Genomic DNA, 15990 nt, shown 5'->3' with positions numbered 1-15990 from the left:
GCACAAGGTCATTCGTTGGGTCTTCGGGGTCTTGCATTCGCAGAAGCCCTTTGACCCCAAACTGACATAACTCCTCAACCTGCTTGACTTCAACCTACATGCACAGTATCTACCGATACCGCCACCTCAGAGACGAATTTGATATTAGAGGCTCTGGGGATGAGGAAATTCGATAATAGGAACTGCGATCGCCCTACCCAATTGGAGCAATTTGAGGGGAAACAAAGTCAAACACTGAGCTATTCAAGTTCAGTCCTACGGCATTCTGCACAAACCCAACTAGATCCGAAGAGTTGCCATTGACGCGGCGAATTCCTGTCCCTTGTACGTTCCCACCCAATTCTGGGAGGAAGATGAACTGGTTTTGTACGACATAATCTGATGCTGTACCATTCAGCACGATGTTGTCTCCCGCCGACAAGTCGGTGATGACAGCAAAATCTGTGCCGCCTCCCGTCGCGTAATAGACGTTGAAGGTATTACCTAAGCTGAACCTATCATTGCCACCACCGCCTGTGAGGATATCGATTTCACCTGCACCAGGATTGCCACCTATGAGCGGAGAGGTTCGGACTCCGGTTAAGAGATCGTTACCCCCACCTCCGTTTAAGCGATCGCGACCTCTACCGCCAATCAGATTATCGTTACCCCCATTTCCTGATAGCCGATCATTTCCGTCCATTCCAGAGAGAATATTGTTGGCGTTATTGCCCGTAATCACGTTATTCAACACATTGCCAAAGCCAAAGATTGGAGCGGCTCCTGTCAGAATCAGGTTTTCTACGTTATCCGGCAAAGTGGTGTTGATAGCAGATCGAATCGTATCAGTTCCCTGGTTAGCCCCTTCGATGACGCGATCGCCAGCGGTCACATAATAGTTGTCATTGCCCAGTCCACCTAACATGGTGTCTGCGCCTAATCCACCATTGAGGGTATCGTTGCCCAACCCACCGAACATTCTGTCGTTACCATTACCACCGTCTAAGTAATCGTTGCCGCGATCGCCATACATGCGGTCGTTGCCGTTTCCGCCAAACATTCGATCGTTGCCATTGCCGCCAAAGAGCAGATCATTGCCTTGCTCGCCAAAAATAGTGTCGTTTCCGTCACCGCCAAAAATGGTGTCGTTTCCGGGAACACCGACATTTACACCTCTAGGACTGCGATCGCCATAGATTACGTCATTGCCTCTCAACCCTGATAAGCGATCGTTTCCTCCAAAACCATAGATTGCATCGTCGTTAAGTGTACCGATGCGAACGTCTGCATTTGCGGTTCCAATAATGACTGCCATGATAGTTTCTCCAAAGTGATGATTGCAGGAACAGTAAATTTTCTGTTCGACTATCACTCCGGGAAACGGTGGCAAAATTATGCAAAGGAATCAAATTTTAAGTTTTGAAACAAATGGCATAATCTGAAGCAATTAGTATGGAGTAAAGGTAAATAGCTTTGACTCGTCAAACGAAACAGCGTTTCATAATATTGGTGAAATAGGATTGAACGCTGAGCGAGACAGTCTGAGCAAGACAGTTTTAGCAGGGTTTCCATTATGGATGACCGACTTACACAACTGGTGCAGGAAGCCCAACTGCTGGTGAGTAAGGGTGAGCAATCGCCTGTGCAGCTACCGATATTGACATTGGTGGATGAAATTTTGCGATCGCGTCCTGTCGGTCGAGCGCTACCCGGACAACCGCTATCCGAGGTTTATCAGAAGTTTTTTGAGCATACTCGTAACCACTTATTAGATGTAATTGTGGAGGCGTTAAGTCATTACAATTCTGCACGAGAATCTGCGCGAGATTGGGCGATCGCCCTACAAACGGCTGCATTAAAACAGGTGTTAGATGATGTCCAGCTAAAACAATTAGCAATGGAGGCACAGCGTCATCCTCGCCAAACGGCTGAACGGCAACATGCACTCACGCAGTTGGTTACTGCTATTAAGCTTTCAGGGCGTTTGGCTCGTCCCCACCGCACCACTTTTACGCCATCTTTCTACGAATTGCTGTATGACGAGGCGGTGAACCGCACGTTGACGTATATCTGCTGCGCGATCGACAACTACGACCCGGAGCGGGGAGATAAGAAGTTTATGAACTGGGTTAACTTTCGGTTAGAGCGGGTGATGATTGATTGTCGCCACGAGTTTAGCGATCGCGAAACCACTGAATTACCCAACCTGAACGACTTGGAACATCTCGCCCAACCTGAGGAGTCCGATTCACCTGTTCAACTGTTGCGAGACTACATTGAGCAGGATGCTGAGCAGGTGTTTCAACAAACTCACATTCGCGATCGCCCCGATGCTAACTTTCGTAATATTGCCCTCGATCGGTTTGATGATAAAAGCTGGGAAGACATTTCCGTGCGTCTGGGTATCAAAATTCCCACTTTGAGCAGTTTCTTTCAACGGTGTTGTCAAAAATTTGCCCCCAAATTCCAGGAGCATCTGTTCAGTTAATCGCTATTCTTTCCGGGGGAACCTATGATTCATCTCGAACCACCTTTCACGGTTACGTTAGCACTGGCGGCACATCGACAGGCGGAGCGGTTGCGACAGCAGCACACCGCTTCGCCCAAAGCAAAGCAGGTTTACTTGAATGCACTGGCTGTTTACGCAGTGAGTTTCTATTTGGAATGTTTGGAATTTCAAACGGATTCCTCTAATTTTAATGACCACTGGCTAATGGACAGTGCAAGTTTAAAGGTGCAAACCTGTGGCACATTAGAGTGTCGTCCAGTGTTGCCCAATGAAACCGAGATACGAATTCCACCGGATGTGTGGAGCGATCGCATTGGTTATGTGGCGGTGCAGCTTGATGAATCATTACGAAAAGCCTCGATCCTTGGCTTTGTTCCGACGACAACAGCGGAACGGGTTGCCCTGAGCGAGTTGCGATCGCTCACCGAACTGTTGACCCATTTGCGCCAGCTTCAGCAAACGGCTTCTGCACCTGTAAATTTAGGTGAATGGTTGCGAAATGTAGCAGATGCCAGTTGGCAAGCGATTGGTGAGTTTTTTGACCCCATTCTCAATCCGGCTCAGCCTGCCTTTGATTTTCGGGGCGCTCTATCTGTTTATGCGGGGGAATCTAATACACCCATCATTCGACGGGGAAAAGTGTTAACCCTGAAAACCGAGTCCAGCACAATTCCCGTTTCGCTCTTGGTGGGGCTGCTGCCCGTATCAGATCAGGAGATAGAAATTTGGGTGCAGGTAAAAGCGGCAGAACATCCCCACCTGCCACCAGCGCTGAAACTGTTGGTGTTGGATGAAGCAGGAGCCGAAGTGATGTACGCTCAAGCAAGAAGTACAGAAGCGATGCAGCTTCAGTTCACGGCTGAAGCGGGTGAACAGTTTGAGGTGCAGCTTGTGTTAGATGATTGCTCGATTACAGAGACTTTTATTGTTAGTAGATGGGTGTAATGTGTGTACTACCACGCTGAGAAGGCGTTGGGTTTCGCGTTGCTTCACCCAACCTACTTGGATAATTATTAACTGGAAACGCTATGGCTCCGATCGCCAAATTAGTCACCTTTAAATTCGATGGCGATTTTCAACGTCAGGGATTTCGGGTGACTTTGGAGATCGGCACCGATGGCGATCTCCCTGACTTGGAACTGAGTGGCGCCCTTCCCCCAAGCCCAGAACTGGTGCAACAGTTACACCGCTGGCAGCAGCACTATCACAGCCTGGAAGGAGCTACCCGAATCAAACCAAAAGCGATTGTTTATCAAGGCTCAATTCATTTGGTAGAAGCCTGTCGGCAGGCAGGTGTAGAACTGGGCGATCGCCTGCAACAGTGGCTCACTGCCGACTCATTTCGAGTATTGGATCTGCGACTGCGGGAATCTTTAAATCGGGATGACTCAGTTCGGATTGTGATTCGCAGTGCTGACCCTCACATTCCTCATCTGCCCTGGCATTTGTGGGATTTGATAGAGCGCTATCCTCAGGCTGAGGTGACGTTAGGCGCACCCACGCTAGAGCGAATAGCGCAACCCTGCACATCCCCTTCAAAGCCTCCTATAGTTAGAATTCTGGCGATTCTAGGAGATAGCAACGGTATTGACGTAGAAGTCGATCGCCATTTACTGCAAGCTTTACCTGATGCAGAAGTAACCTTTTTGGTGGAACCACTCCGTTCCCTGATCAACGACCACCTCTGGGATCAACCCTGGCATATCCTATTCTTTGCTGGACATAGCCACACGCAAGCAGAACAGGGCTGTATTGCGATCAATCCTCATGACAGTTTGACATTGGCAGAGCTGAAATATGGATTGCGACGGGCGATCGCTCAGGGACTTCAGCTTGCTATCTTCAACTCGTGTGATGGCATGGGGTTAGCTCACGAGCTAGAGCCACTGCGCCTGCCGCAACTGATTCTAATGCGAGAACCTGTGCCCGACCGGATTGCTCAAGCATTTCTCACACAGTTTCTCAGAGCCTTCTCTCAGGGGGATTCCCTTTATCTTGCGGTGCGGCAGGCGCGAGAACGGTTACAGGGGTTAGAGCGAGAGTTTCCTTGTGCCAGTTGGCTGCCCTGCCTCTATCACATTTCCGCAGAACCTCCTCTGGATTGGCAAGCCTTGCGGCACAATTCTACGTTAGAATCCCCAGGCGTTGTTAGACACAAGGATGATTCACAGGTATCTAGCCCCCCTGTAGGGGCGTTTCGCGAAACGCCCCTACGCGATTCATGCCTCCAACCAGCAACACCTCAATCACCATCACAGTCTCCCTCATCCACTACATTTCCCCAACCGATCGCCCGTCAACTGCCGCTCTGGATGGCTCTTGTCACTAGTGTGGTAGTCGCAGCAGGAATGATGGGAGTGCGATCGCTAGGATTATTGCAGCGCTGGGAATTGGCTGCTTTTGACCAGTTGATGCGATCGCGCCCAACAGAAACTTTACCCAAACGTCTCCTGATCATTGAGGCAACGGAATCCGATGTAAATACCTACGGCTATCCCTTGCCAGATGAAGTGTTGAGTGAGGCGATCGCCCGGCTACAGTCCCAAAAACCCCGTGTGATTGGATTGGATATTTTTCGCAGTCAAGCGATTACATCCCTACATCAAACGTTACAGCAGCCAAATGTAGTGTCTCTGTGCAGTGTTCGGCGTAGCGACAATCCTGACCGACCGGGCATCAGTCCTCCACCCGACTTACCAGAAACGCAACTGGGCTTCAGTAATGTGGTGCCTGATCCCGACAGAGTGTTGCGACGACAGCTAATGTTTATGCAGCCTGACCCGGCTGACCCGTGTGCTACACGCTTTTCGCTCAACACGATAGTTGCACTTCACTATCTGGATCAGGACGGCATTAAGCCTCAAACGTTAGATAATCACCAGATGCAGTTAGGGAATGCCCGATTTACCCCCCTGGAAACGAAAGGGGGAGTTTATCACGGAATCGATCGCTGGGGATTTCAGGTATTGCTTAATTATGCAGAATTGGAGCAATTTGCCGATCGCCTAAGTTTATCCCAACTGCTGAACAATGCTCCATTACCGAATTTGAGCGATCGCGCCGTTCTGATTGGCATGACTGCTCCTGTAACGAATCCTACAGATTATTTTTTTACTCCTGATAGCGGCACCTGGGCAGCGAAACCTATTGCAGGCGTTCACATCCAGGCACAAATGGTGAATCATTTGCTGGCAGCCGCATTGGATGGACGGAGAATTCTTAACCCGCTACCAGAGTGGGGCGATCGCGCCTGGATTGCTCTGTGGTCAGCGATCGGCGCTGGGCTGGCCTGGAAAATTCGTCGCAACGAAATAATATTAGGAATTGCCCTGAGTACAGCGGTAGCTATGCTCTACGGCATCGCATGGGTTGCATTGATTGCAGGCTGGTGGTTGCCGTTGGTGCCCGCTGGACTGGCGCTAATAAGCAGCACTGCACCACTGCTGCTGGGTAGACGTTACATTGCCCAATCTACCCGACCGAACCCCGACTGAATTGAACTTCCACTCCGCCCCATCAGGAGGAATCATGCATCTCAATTGGATAAGCTTTACCACGCAACTGATCACAACAGGAATACTGGTTGCGCTAATCTCTCCCGCGTTAAATGCAGGAACTCACTTCGCTCAACCCAAAAACGTTACTTACAATCCACCCAATCGGGGTGCGCCCGGAGAAACTCAGGATGCAGGGAGTCGTCCGGCTTGCCCCACTTCTGAAATTCCCTTTACTGCACTTGCTCCTTCCACCAACTGGGGGGAAACGCTCGCCCCTCATCCGACTTTCTGGCTTTATTTACCCTACGCAGCAAGTGCGGTAGAACTGACGCTGTCTGATGAGGGACACCAGGAGGCGGTTTATCGCACTACATTTCAGACCGCAGCAGCGGGAATTGGGCAATTCTCGTTACCCGAAGAGGCCCCCGCGTTGGAACCCGATCGCCTTTATCGCTGGCAGTTTACTTTTGTATGTGATGCTGAAACCCAGTCCCATTTTCAGGTGACGGGTGTGATCGTGAGGCGATCGCCCACCGTTCAACTCACTCAACAGTTACAAACTGCTTCTCCCAAAGAGCAGGTCTCTTTGCTTGCGGCTCATGGCTTTTGGTATGACGCACTGGATCAGTTAAACCAACTGCGACGGCTCAACCCCACTGATGAAGCCCTTGAGTCGGATTGGGAAAGCCTGTTGCAGCATCCCGTAGTCGGTCTGGAAGATTTATTGCCCGTTCCACTGACTGAGTGTTGTTCTTAATGTTTGCAGTTCACAACGTCACTTCTGATTTCTAATTCTCAATTTGCCCCATCTAGTTGAGAGGTTAACCTCACTATGCTAGCGATCGCCCTTTCCCCCGAAATTCCTGTACCTCCTATTCTGCCGGCTTCAGAAACAATCGATTCCTCTAGCCTCACTACTGCTGTAGGTTCGGTGAGTTCGACTGAATCGATCACCCATTCACCAGAATCCTTTGCGGTGGAGTTCTCAAATTCTGCGAATGGTGCGATCGCACCTTCCGAATGGCTCGTCGCGCAAAATGTGCGTCCGGCAGGGGATGGAGTGGGGACAACGGTGGGTCAAGTGGGTGATCAGTTTAATATTCAAGACGGTCGGCGATCGGGTAATAACCTGTTTCACAGCTTTGAAGCATTTGGGCTGGATGCCGATCAAACTGCCAATTTTATCTCTGAAGTAGGCATCGAGAATATCCTAGGACGAGTCACAGGAGGCGATCCTTCTGTGATTAATGGCATAATTCGAGTGTCTGAGGGTAACTCAAATTTGTATTTGATTAATCCAGCCGGAATCCTCTTCGGAGCGGATGCTAGCTTGAATCTAGCAGGTTCTTTTACTGCTACGACTGCCAACGGCATTGGCTTTGATGAAGGTTGGTTTAGCGCTACCGGAGAAAACAATTTTGCCAGCTTAATTGGAGAACCAGAGCGGTTTGCCTTCACCACCAGTGAACCGGGGGCGATCGTCAATTCAGGCAATTTAAGCGTCCTTGCTGGTAACTCACTGTCACTCATTGGCGGCACAGTCATTAGCACCGGAACATTGACCGCTCCGGGAGGAGACACGGCCGCTATCGAACCGAGAGGAGTCACGATCGCTACCGTCCCAGGGGAAAATTTAGTACGAATCAGCCAGGAAGGTTCGCTCCTGAGCCTGGATGTACAACCTTTGGGAAGCGATCGCCCAAACGCGCTACCTTTTACCCCTGCATCACTTCCAGAACTCTTAACCGGAGGCGAAATCGATCACGCAACCGATTTAATCGCTAATCCTGACGGCTCTGTGCAACTGACGACGGGAAGAACAGTGGAGACAGGAGATATTATCGCAAGTCGAATCAGCACCGCAACAGATGTTTCTGTGAATCTAGGCAACGTGGTCGCAGAGAGTGGTGATGTGTTACTTCAATCTACGAATGCGATTGCCGCAGGAACGATTGATACCTCTGCTGAAGCTACCGCTTTACTCGATACCAGCAATGCCACTGCGACAGCAGGAGAGATCCGGCTACTCGCAAACGCTGGTATCACCGTAGGAGCCTTTGACACATCTGCTCTTGCTCAGGTCAGCGGGTCGGTTACAGTTGCCACTGCAATAGGTGGGGATATTTGGTTAGAGAGCAGTGTGAATGGCAGTAACATTAGATTCACTCGAATTGACACCACTGCACAAGCAAACTCAAGGTTTCGTGCAACTGGAATAGGCGGAAATGTAGAAATTTTCGCCAACGGAACGGTACGTGGAACGGGTACTGGAACCACTATCAACACTCAAGGCACAATCACTGAGGGACGCGTCACCAACATAGCCGATGGGGGCAGCGTCACCGTTCAACATGACGGAGGACCTAATAATGTTCCGTTTATTGTCGGTGATGCTAGCGAAAATGGTACAGCCGGAGCAATCAATACAGGTGAAGTAACCCTCACCAATGAAACCTTTGCAACCGTCGGAACAGAAACTCGCGGAGCAAGAAACGAAGTTTCTGTCACCTTTGCAAACACGGCTCCTACACTCCCGCAGGCATCGCAAATTCCTCAGATTGAACTTGGTCAGCCTATTTCATTTACATTGGCAGAGCTAAATCTGATTGCGAGTGACGCGAATGCAGACAATACAGCAATACAGATTGTGGCAATCGCCTCCGGCAGACTCACTCGCAATGGAGTTGTGCTGCGTCCAGGAGATACCGTTAGCTCCAATGACGTTTTAGTTTACACCCCGCCTGCTGAAACCTTGGGAGACTTAGATGCGTTTAGTGTGAGGGCAAGCGATCGCCTTTCTTTCTCAACGCCAGTAGTCGTTAACTTCAATGTGGTTGAGTCAGTTCATCTTCCTCCAATCGTTGAACCATCTTCCCCTAGAACCGATCTGCCTGCTCCTCCAGACGCATTCCCACTAGAACAACTTCCGCTCAACTTACAGGTTGCTACAGATCGGTTAGTGGGCGAACCCTTAGCGCAATCCCCACAGCTAACGCCACTCATCATTCTGGATGTGGTTCTGCCTGAGCCGCCACTCCTCTTTCTACCACCCAGATCATTCTTGCAAGGCATCCTCTTGAATGGAACTTCAGGAAGTGGCAGTAGCGCAGGAGTACATTCAGGGATATCAAATAACTTTACCTCTGAAGTTCCTCCTCCTTCCTTTGTAACGTCAGGTGGACCAGATCCAACCAATCCTGCACAGCCGATTGAACCTAGAATACCTAACACTCCGAATCTGGCTAATCCTGAAGAATCAGTTGATCTTGATACATCTAATCCTGATCTTTCACCCGACTTTGAGCCATCAGTAGATGAGTCTATTGCTGTTGCTCCTACTGGTGGGGAGCCGTCCACATCTACACTATCTGCTAATGGAGATTCGATTAGCTCATTGTCTAATCCAAACTCTAATCAAAGTCCTGATCAAGTTGTTACATCATCCGATCGCTCAATTGAGCAACGGATGCAGAATTGTCAATCGCAAGCAGAACGAATCCAAGCAACGGGTGCAGCCGATCGCACAGAAGGACTGTACGAACTCTTGATTGACTGCTACGAGCAAAATTTAGCGATCGCCCAAGCTGCTGAGAACTTTGAGTGGCAAGCCTACTCGCTGAACAATCTAGCCATTTCTCACTTTGTGATTGGCAATTATCAGCAGGCAATTGACTACCACCAACAGCAGTTACAGCTTGCTCAGGAGGCAGGCGATCAAACTCAAGTTGGCATTGCCCTATCTGGTATTGGTGCAGCTTATGGAGCATTAGGGGACTACCCAACTGCGATTGATTACTACACGCAAGGACTGGAAAAAATCTCGGTTACAGTTGCACCCCAATGGCGATCGCTCACTTTGCGAAACCTGGGAAATGCTTACCTCATGCAAAAGGACTATGAACAGGCGATCGAGTATCAGAACGCGAGTTTAACCCTCTCTCAGTCGGTTGGCGATCGCTATGGTGAGATGCAAACATTAGGAAATTTGGGCAATGCTTACACCGGCACAAGGGAATTTGATCGGGCCATTACCTACCACCAACAGAGCATTGCTTTAGCGCGAGAATTAACCAATCGCTTGCAGGAAGCCCAAGCCTTATTGAATTTGGGAACGACTCACTCCTATCGCCACGACTACATCCAGGCAGTCACTCACCATGAACAAAGCCTAATCATCATGCGCGAACTGAGAGCACGACTGGGAGAAGGTATTGCCCTGACTAACTTGGGGGATGCTTTGTTTAATCTCGATCGCTTACCTGAAGCAGAACAAGCCCTATTTGCAGGGATAGAAGTGTGGGAGTCGTTGCGGGCAGGGTTAGGCAACAATGATGCATTGAAAGTGTCAATCTTTGAGACGCAATCAGCAACCTACCGCAACCTCCAGGAAGTGTTAGCCGATCAGGATAAAGCTGCGATCGCCCTGGAAGTCTCAGAACGAGGACGGGCAAGGGCATTTGTGGAACTCATTGCTAGAGATGCAGCAGGTGTTGATCAGGAGCAATTCGCTGTAGAACCTCCTAACTTAAGCCAGTTGCGTCAAACCGCAATCGACCAAAACGCCACGCTAGTCGAATACAGCATTATCCGAGAACAGGCAGTAGATACCCCTCATGGCGCATCTGAGCAATCCCTGAACGAACCCCAGGAGTCGGAGTTATTCATCTGGGTAATTGCGCCAACGGGAGAGGTGACGTTTCGACGGGTTGATTTGCGATCGCTACCCAGTTTATCCAATGCTTCTCTCGCAGAATTGGCAAACGTGGCCCGACAAGGCATTCGAGGTGAAGGAGTCGCCCGTGATTCCAGCACCCATGAATCTAGAACAGGAGACAATGCTGCGCTCACCCCCGGAGACTTGGTGCGACGGTTGGGCGAACCGTCTAGTTGGCAACCTTATCAAGTTACAGCAGTTGACTTAGATGCAGGTACCGTCACCCTCAGCCATCCTGAAATCACCTTGCCTGCCCCCGTTGCTCTGGCAGAAGTGTATCCCGTCGAATCGCAGCGTCCTCAGGTTCGTCGCTCTCAATATCGTCGCTTACAGCAGCTTCATCAAATTCTGATTGAGCCAATTGCTGACTTGTTGCCTAACGACCCCAACGAACGAGTGATTTTTGTGCCACAAGAGTACCTGTTTTTGGTTCCCTTCGCCGCACTACAAGCCCCAGATGGACAATATTTGATTGAACAACACACCTTGCTTACGACATCAGCCGTTCAGGTACTAGAGTTGAGTCAACAGCGTCCTGCCAGTGCAGCCCAAACAGCCGTTGTGGTTGGCAATCCTGCTCCCATGCCCGGTTCCCTGGCCCCTTTGCCCTATGCTGAAGCTGAAGCTGAGGCGATCGCCCACTTACTAAACACCACTGCAATCACGGGCACCGATGCAACTGAAACTGCAATCAGACAACGCTTATCAGATGCTCAAATCATTCACTTTGCTACTCACGGATTGTTCAACGAAACTCATCCTTTGCAGGGGGCGATCGCCCTTGCTCCCTCCACCGCTGACGAAGACGGATTTCTCACCGCTGGCGAAATTCTAGATCTGTCGCTGAATGCAGAATTGGTCGTTCTAAGTGCTTGTGATACAGGAAGAGGAAAGATTACCGGAGATGGAGTTGTTGGACTGTCGCGATCGCTGATTGCCGCAGGTGCCCCCAGCGTCATGGTTTCCCTGTGGCAAGTCCCCGATGATACCACATCGCAACTGATGGTTGATTTCTACCGCTATCGACAACAGTTCGATGATGCCCAAGCATTACGACAATCCATGCTCAGCGCAATGCAGACCTATCCTAATCCCCGCGATTGGGCTGCGTTTACTCTGGTTGGTTCTACACCCCAACGCTAGAAGAACCTGTCAGTTTAGACAGGGGGAAATGATGAAGAGGGCTAGCTTTGATCAAAAGAATTGTCTTCCCTGACCTTATGTTTAGACTTAAAACTTCCGTAGCTAGAGATACAAAACACCTCGTTTGTCAACCTCTACTCTGAATGTGTTATCTAAACCAGTAAGAAGCAAGCCAATGAACAATCACTACTCTGTCATCATTGTAGGAGGTGGTCAGGCAGGTTTATCCATGAGCTATTGCCTGAAAGAGAGAGGCATCGATCACATTGTTTTTGAGAAGAATCAGATTGGTTACTCATGGCGTTCAAAGCGCTGGGATTCTTTCTGTTTAGTGACTCCTAATTGGCAGTGCAAGCTACCTGGATATTCTTATCCTGGTGCAGATCTAAATGGTTTCATGAAGAAGGATGAGATCGTTCAATATATTGAGGAATATGCTGCATCATTTAATCCGCCCGTGAAAGAAGGCGTTGAGGTATTAAAAGTAAGAAAAGATACTCAAGGAAAATTTGAGGTAGTAACTTCGATTGGAGAATTTACAGCCGATCAAGTTGTGATTGCGTCCGGCAGCTATCATTCTCCCAAAATACCGCGAATTGCTGAACGGTTTCCCCGACACATTGTGCAGTTGCATTCATCTGAATATAAGAATCCTCAATCTCTGTTTGACAAAGCAGTGTTAGTTGTGGGAACAGGACAGTCGGGCTGCCAGATTGCAGAAGATCTACACCTTGCTGGGAAAAAGGTACATTTGTGTGTGGGCAGTGCGCCGCGATCGCCCCGTCGATATCGAGGAAAGGATGTGGTAGATTGGCTCGACCAGATGGGCTACTATGACCTGTCTATCAGCGAACATCCGCAAAAAGATAAAGTGAGAGCCAAAGCCAATCACTATGTCACCGGACGTGATGGTGGGCGAGAGATTGACTTGCGTCAATTTGCCGTTGAGGGAATGCAGCTTCATGGCAGACTGAAAGAGATCAGCGACAGTAAGCTCAAATTTGACTCTGATCTAAAGCAAAACCTGGATCAAGCGGATGCGGTTGCCGAGAGTATCAAGAAAACCATTGATAACTTTATCCAAAAGAATCACATTCAAGCGCCTACAGAGCCCGCTTACAAACCAGTTTGGGAGCCAGAAGAGGAAGCTGCAATTCTAGACTGTGAGCAAGCGGATATTGGTACGGTGATCTGGAGTACTGGATATCAGTCAGATTTTGGCTGGGTAGAGATTCCGGTATTTGACGGAAAGGGCTATCCGGGACACGATCGAGGTGTAACCGATGTGTGGGGTTTATACTTCCTGGGGCTTCCCTGGCTATACACTTGGGGGTCAGGAAGATTTTCGGGAATTGCACGAGATGCCGTTTACCTGGCTGATTACATCACAGCAAAGAAGAAAGTTTCCTACTCTAATGCCTGGAGTGTCGTCAATGAGTTTCTAATTGGTTCTTAGCTAGAGATTCTGCTTTACCCGCCAACGTGAATTGAGGGACGTAGCTCAGGATCTCTCTCCGCCTTACGCAGCACTTCGCGGGTCACAACCGCAATGTCACCCTCCCCAAACAGAATGAAGCGCAATAGGTATTGAATGGGGTTTCCCTCTACCCAGCCAAAATAGGCATGAGGAAGTTCGCCAGTTTGGTCACGGGTATAGAGTAAGATGGCAGCGATCGCATTCGGCACAGCAGCACTTTCAGCCCTCAGAATGCGGTAATTTCCGACGGTAGTGCCTTTCACTCGAACAATATCGGCAAACTCCGATGCATCAACAATTTGAACCTCTAGAAAGAGGACAGGATCTTCTAACGGAATATGATTATCCTCTCGGACTTCCTTTTCTTTCTGGTGGTATTCTTCGACATCTCCAACATTAAACCGATTCGCGATCAGCCGTATTGTCTGTTGGCTTGCGTCAGCGATAAAACGACGAGCCGTTTCATCCATCTCAACTTGTTCTACCCGTAGCTCAGTCGATCGCCATACCCGCGAAACCAGAGAGGTCAGCACGATCGCTCCAATGAAAAAGCCAGCAATTCTGATCCCTTCAGGTCTTTCAATAATATTGACAATAGTGGTGTAGATAAATACTAAAGTGATGGCACCAAAAGCGAATCTTGCTCGTTGGGTTCCGTGGCGACGAGAGGATAGCGTAACTGCGACTGCCGCAGAAGTCATTAACACCAACACGCCTGTAGCATAAGCTCCTCCCTGGGCTTCTACATTCGCTTTAAAGAGAATAGTTACAGCAAAGGCAATAATGGTATAGACCAGAACGAGCGGGCGAGTGACTCGCGTCCAGTTCGGTGCCATGCCATAGCGCGGTAAGTAGCGCGGCACGATGTTTAACAATCCTGCCATTGCAGATGCACCTGCAAACCACAAGATGGCGATCGTACTCAAATCATAGATCGTGCCAAAGCCATTGCCCAAATAACGGTGAGCAATGTAAGCCAGAGCGCGACCGCTAGCATCGCCTCCCGGTTCAAACTCTGCTGCTGGAATTAGCAGTGTCGTCACCAAGCTACTGCTCAGCAAGAAGAAACTCATAATTAATGCTGCTGTGGTCAGCAACTTCCGCGTATTGCGAATGCGCCCAATTGGATAGTCCTCCCTATCGCTGCTATTTCCCTTAACTAGAGGCATTACAACGACTCCCGTTTCAAACCCTGACAAACCCAGTGCCAGTTTTGGGAAAAGCAGAACTGCCACACCTAACATTGCTAAAGGATTGCTATGACTGGCAAACAAAGCTCGTTGCCAATCCCCAATGACCGTAGGTTGTTGAACAATTTGAGACACCCCAACCCCAATGGTGATCAGGTTTAAAAGCAGGTAAGCACCCACCAAAAAAACCGCCAGACCGATCGCCTCCTGAAATCCCCTGAGAAATACGCCTCCCAGTAGGGTAATAAGTACGAGGGTGATGGCGATCGCCTGCCCGTGCAAAAAGTGTGGGGCTAGAGGATTCTCAATAATATGAGCTGTAGCGTCCGCTGCTGAAAGCGTAATAGTAATAATGAAATCAGTTGCCACAAAACCCAGCAGGCAAAGCACAAAAAACTTACCCTGCCACCAGGGAAGCAGATGCTCTAGCATTGCAATTGAACCCTCGCCATGAGGACTTTTGGCCGCAATCCGTCGATAGATAGGTAAGGCTCCAAACAGCGTTAGCAGCACCAGGATTAAGGTTGCCAATGGGGAAAGAGCGCCTGCCGCTAAAGCCGCAATTCCAGGTTGGTAGCCTAGAGTTGAGAAGTAATCAACTCCCGTAAGGCACATGACCTGCCACCAAACATGTTTCTGATGGGTTTGCTCTTTGGGATAAGGGCCCTCTATAGTTTGCTTATCTTCCTCAAGCAACCAGCACATCATTCTGCGGTAGTACTTATTTGAGCTAACTGCGCGAACCATAACCCCTGCACCTCGCTGGATTAAACCTGTATTCAGAACAAGCTTTATCACTGTAAATGGTCTAATCCACGTTTTTACAACTCAGTTAGCAGCGGAACCTGATCTGCACAACTCGCGGACATTAGAACGGTTAGTAGCGCGTTAAGCTAGAAAGTTGGGTTCCGCTGCACTTCACCCAACCTACCCAACCTGCACAAATTGTGGATATTAGAACGGTAGGTTGGGTAGAGCAGAGCGGAACCCAAAGCTTCAGACTTGCCATATTACGAGTCCCACAATTAGAAAAAAGCCGCGACTTTCCTCCAATCGTTCCCAAATTTTGGCTTGAGCATCCAACATCAGACCTTGATCATGACGAAAAGGGGTTCTGTCGTGCCAAAAAGGGGTTCTGTCGTGCCAAAAAGAGGTTCTGTCATCCCCAAAAGAGGTTCTGTCGCACCGAAAAGAGGTTTTGTCGTGCTGGAGAAGAGTTTTGTCACCCTGGAAAAAGATTTCGTCGTGTTTTTTGAATTAAACCTTCTGTGCTAGGGCAATAACTCAACTGTTGACGTGAAGCCCTTCTATTTCCAGCCTGGATCTTTCTCTTTCACAAAGAGGCGGTTAGGGTTAATTGGCTGACACATCTTTTGATGTAGATGAGGTGGAATGACGTGAAGCTCAATGCTTATGTGGATTCTGTTGGGTTGCGCTTTGCTTCACCCAACCTACGGGGTGTTATTAGGTTTCAGAGTTTC

Annotated in this window: 8 protein-coding genes; 6 read left to right on the top strand and 2 right to left on the bottom strand. The window is 49.3% G+C overall.

The features are described from left to right. Positions 1-193: 193 nt before the first annotated feature. Positions 194-1294 (bottom strand): calcium-binding protein, encoded by a 1101-nt coding sequence (locus H6F88_RS07125; RefSeq protein ID WP_190642039.1) that lies wholly within the window; start codon positions 1292-1294, stop codon positions 194-196. Between the two features lie 258 nt (positions 1295-1552). On the opposite strand from H6F88_RS07125, the gene H6F88_RS07120 reads away from it, so the two are divergent. The 6 genes from H6F88_RS07120 to H6F88_RS07095 all read left to right on the top strand — a co-directional run bounded on the left by H6F88_RS07120 (position 1553) and on the right by H6F88_RS07095 (position 13298). Continuing rightward, positions 1553-2467 carry a hypothetical protein gene (locus H6F88_RS07120; protein WP_190642038.1) on the top strand — a complete coding sequence of 305 codons (915 nt, stop codon included), beginning with the start codon at positions 1553-1555 and terminating at the stop codon, positions 2465-2467. Between the two features lie 24 nt (positions 2468-2491). After that, positions 2492-3433: a DUF1822 family protein gene (locus H6F88_RS07115; RefSeq protein ID WP_190642037.1), complete on the top strand. Its 942-nt coding sequence runs from the start codon at positions 2492-2494 to the stop codon at positions 3431-3433. Positions 3434-3516: 83 nt separating this feature from the next. Continuing rightward, a complete protein-coding gene (locus H6F88_RS07110) occupies positions 3517-5982 on the top strand; it encodes a CHASE2 domain-containing protein (RefSeq protein WP_190642036.1) in 2466 nt (821 codons plus the stop codon). A 34-nt stretch (positions 5983-6016) separates the two neighbouring features. Beyond that, positions 6017-6742, top strand: coding sequence for a DUF928 domain-containing protein (locus H6F88_RS07105; RefSeq protein ID WP_190642035.1), 726 nt, complete (start codon positions 6017-6019; stop codon positions 6740-6742). A gap of 75 nt (positions 6743-6817) precedes the next feature. Further along, entirely contained in the window at positions 6818-11842 is a 5025-nt protein-coding gene (locus H6F88_RS07100; protein ID WP_190642034.1) for a CHAT domain-containing protein, read from the top strand. 175 nt (positions 11843-12017) lie between these two features. Next, the gene (locus H6F88_RS07095; protein ID WP_190642033.1) at positions 12018-13298 is read left to right on the top strand and encodes an MSMEG_0569 family flavin-dependent oxidoreductase; all 1281 of its coding nucleotides are present in this window, start codon (positions 12018-12020) and stop codon (positions 13296-13298) included. A gap of 14 nt (positions 13299-13312) precedes the next feature. On the opposite strand, the gene H6F88_RS07090 is transcribed toward H6F88_RS07095, so the two are convergent. Further along, the gene (locus tag H6F88_RS07090; protein ID WP_190642032.1) at positions 13313-15256 is read right to left on the bottom strand and encodes an APC family permease; all 1944 of its coding nucleotides are present in this window, start codon (positions 15254-15256) and stop codon (positions 13313-13315) included. Between the last annotated feature and the right edge of the window lie 734 nt (positions 15257-15990).

The sequence above is a fragment of the Oculatella sp. FACHB-28 genome (assembly GCF_014696015.1).
GTDB lineage: Bacteria > Cyanobacteriota > Cyanobacteriia > Elainellales > Elainellaceae > JAAUTN01.
The sequence above is the reverse complement of the archived record's forward strand: the minus strand, read 5'-3'. Positions and strand labels throughout refer to the sequence as shown.

Bases quoted from the DNA above. Each gene is read 5' to 3' on its own strand.
- H6F88_RS07110 (WP_190642036.1), top strand. From the start codon at position 3,517: ATGGCTCCGATCGCCAAATTAGTCACCTTTAAATTCGATGGCGATTTT.
- H6F88_RS07120 (WP_190642038.1), top strand. From the start codon at position 1,553: ATGGATGACCGACTTACACAACTGGTGCAGGAAGCCCAACTGCTGGTG.
- H6F88_RS07105 (WP_190642035.1), top strand. From the start codon at position 6,017: ATGCATCTCAATTGGATAAGCTTTACCACGCAACTGATCACAACAGGA.
- H6F88_RS07125 (WP_190642039.1), bottom strand. From the start codon at position 1,294: ATGGCAGTCATTATTGGAACCGCAAATGCAGACGTTCGCATCGGTACA.
- H6F88_RS07100 (WP_190642034.1), top strand. From the start codon at position 6,818: ATGCTAGCGATCGCCCTTTCCCCCGAAATTCCTGTACCTCCTATTCTG.
- H6F88_RS07095 (WP_190642033.1), top strand. From the start codon at position 12,018: ATGAACAATCACTACTCTGTCATCATTGTAGGAGGTGGTCAGGCAGGT.
- H6F88_RS07090 (WP_190642032.1), bottom strand. From the start codon at position 15,256: ATGGTTCGCGCAGTTAGCTCAAATAAGTACTACCGCAGAATGATGTGC.
- H6F88_RS07115 (WP_190642037.1), top strand. From the start codon at position 2,492: ATGATTCATCTCGAACCACCTTTCACGGTTACGTTAGCACTGGCGGCA.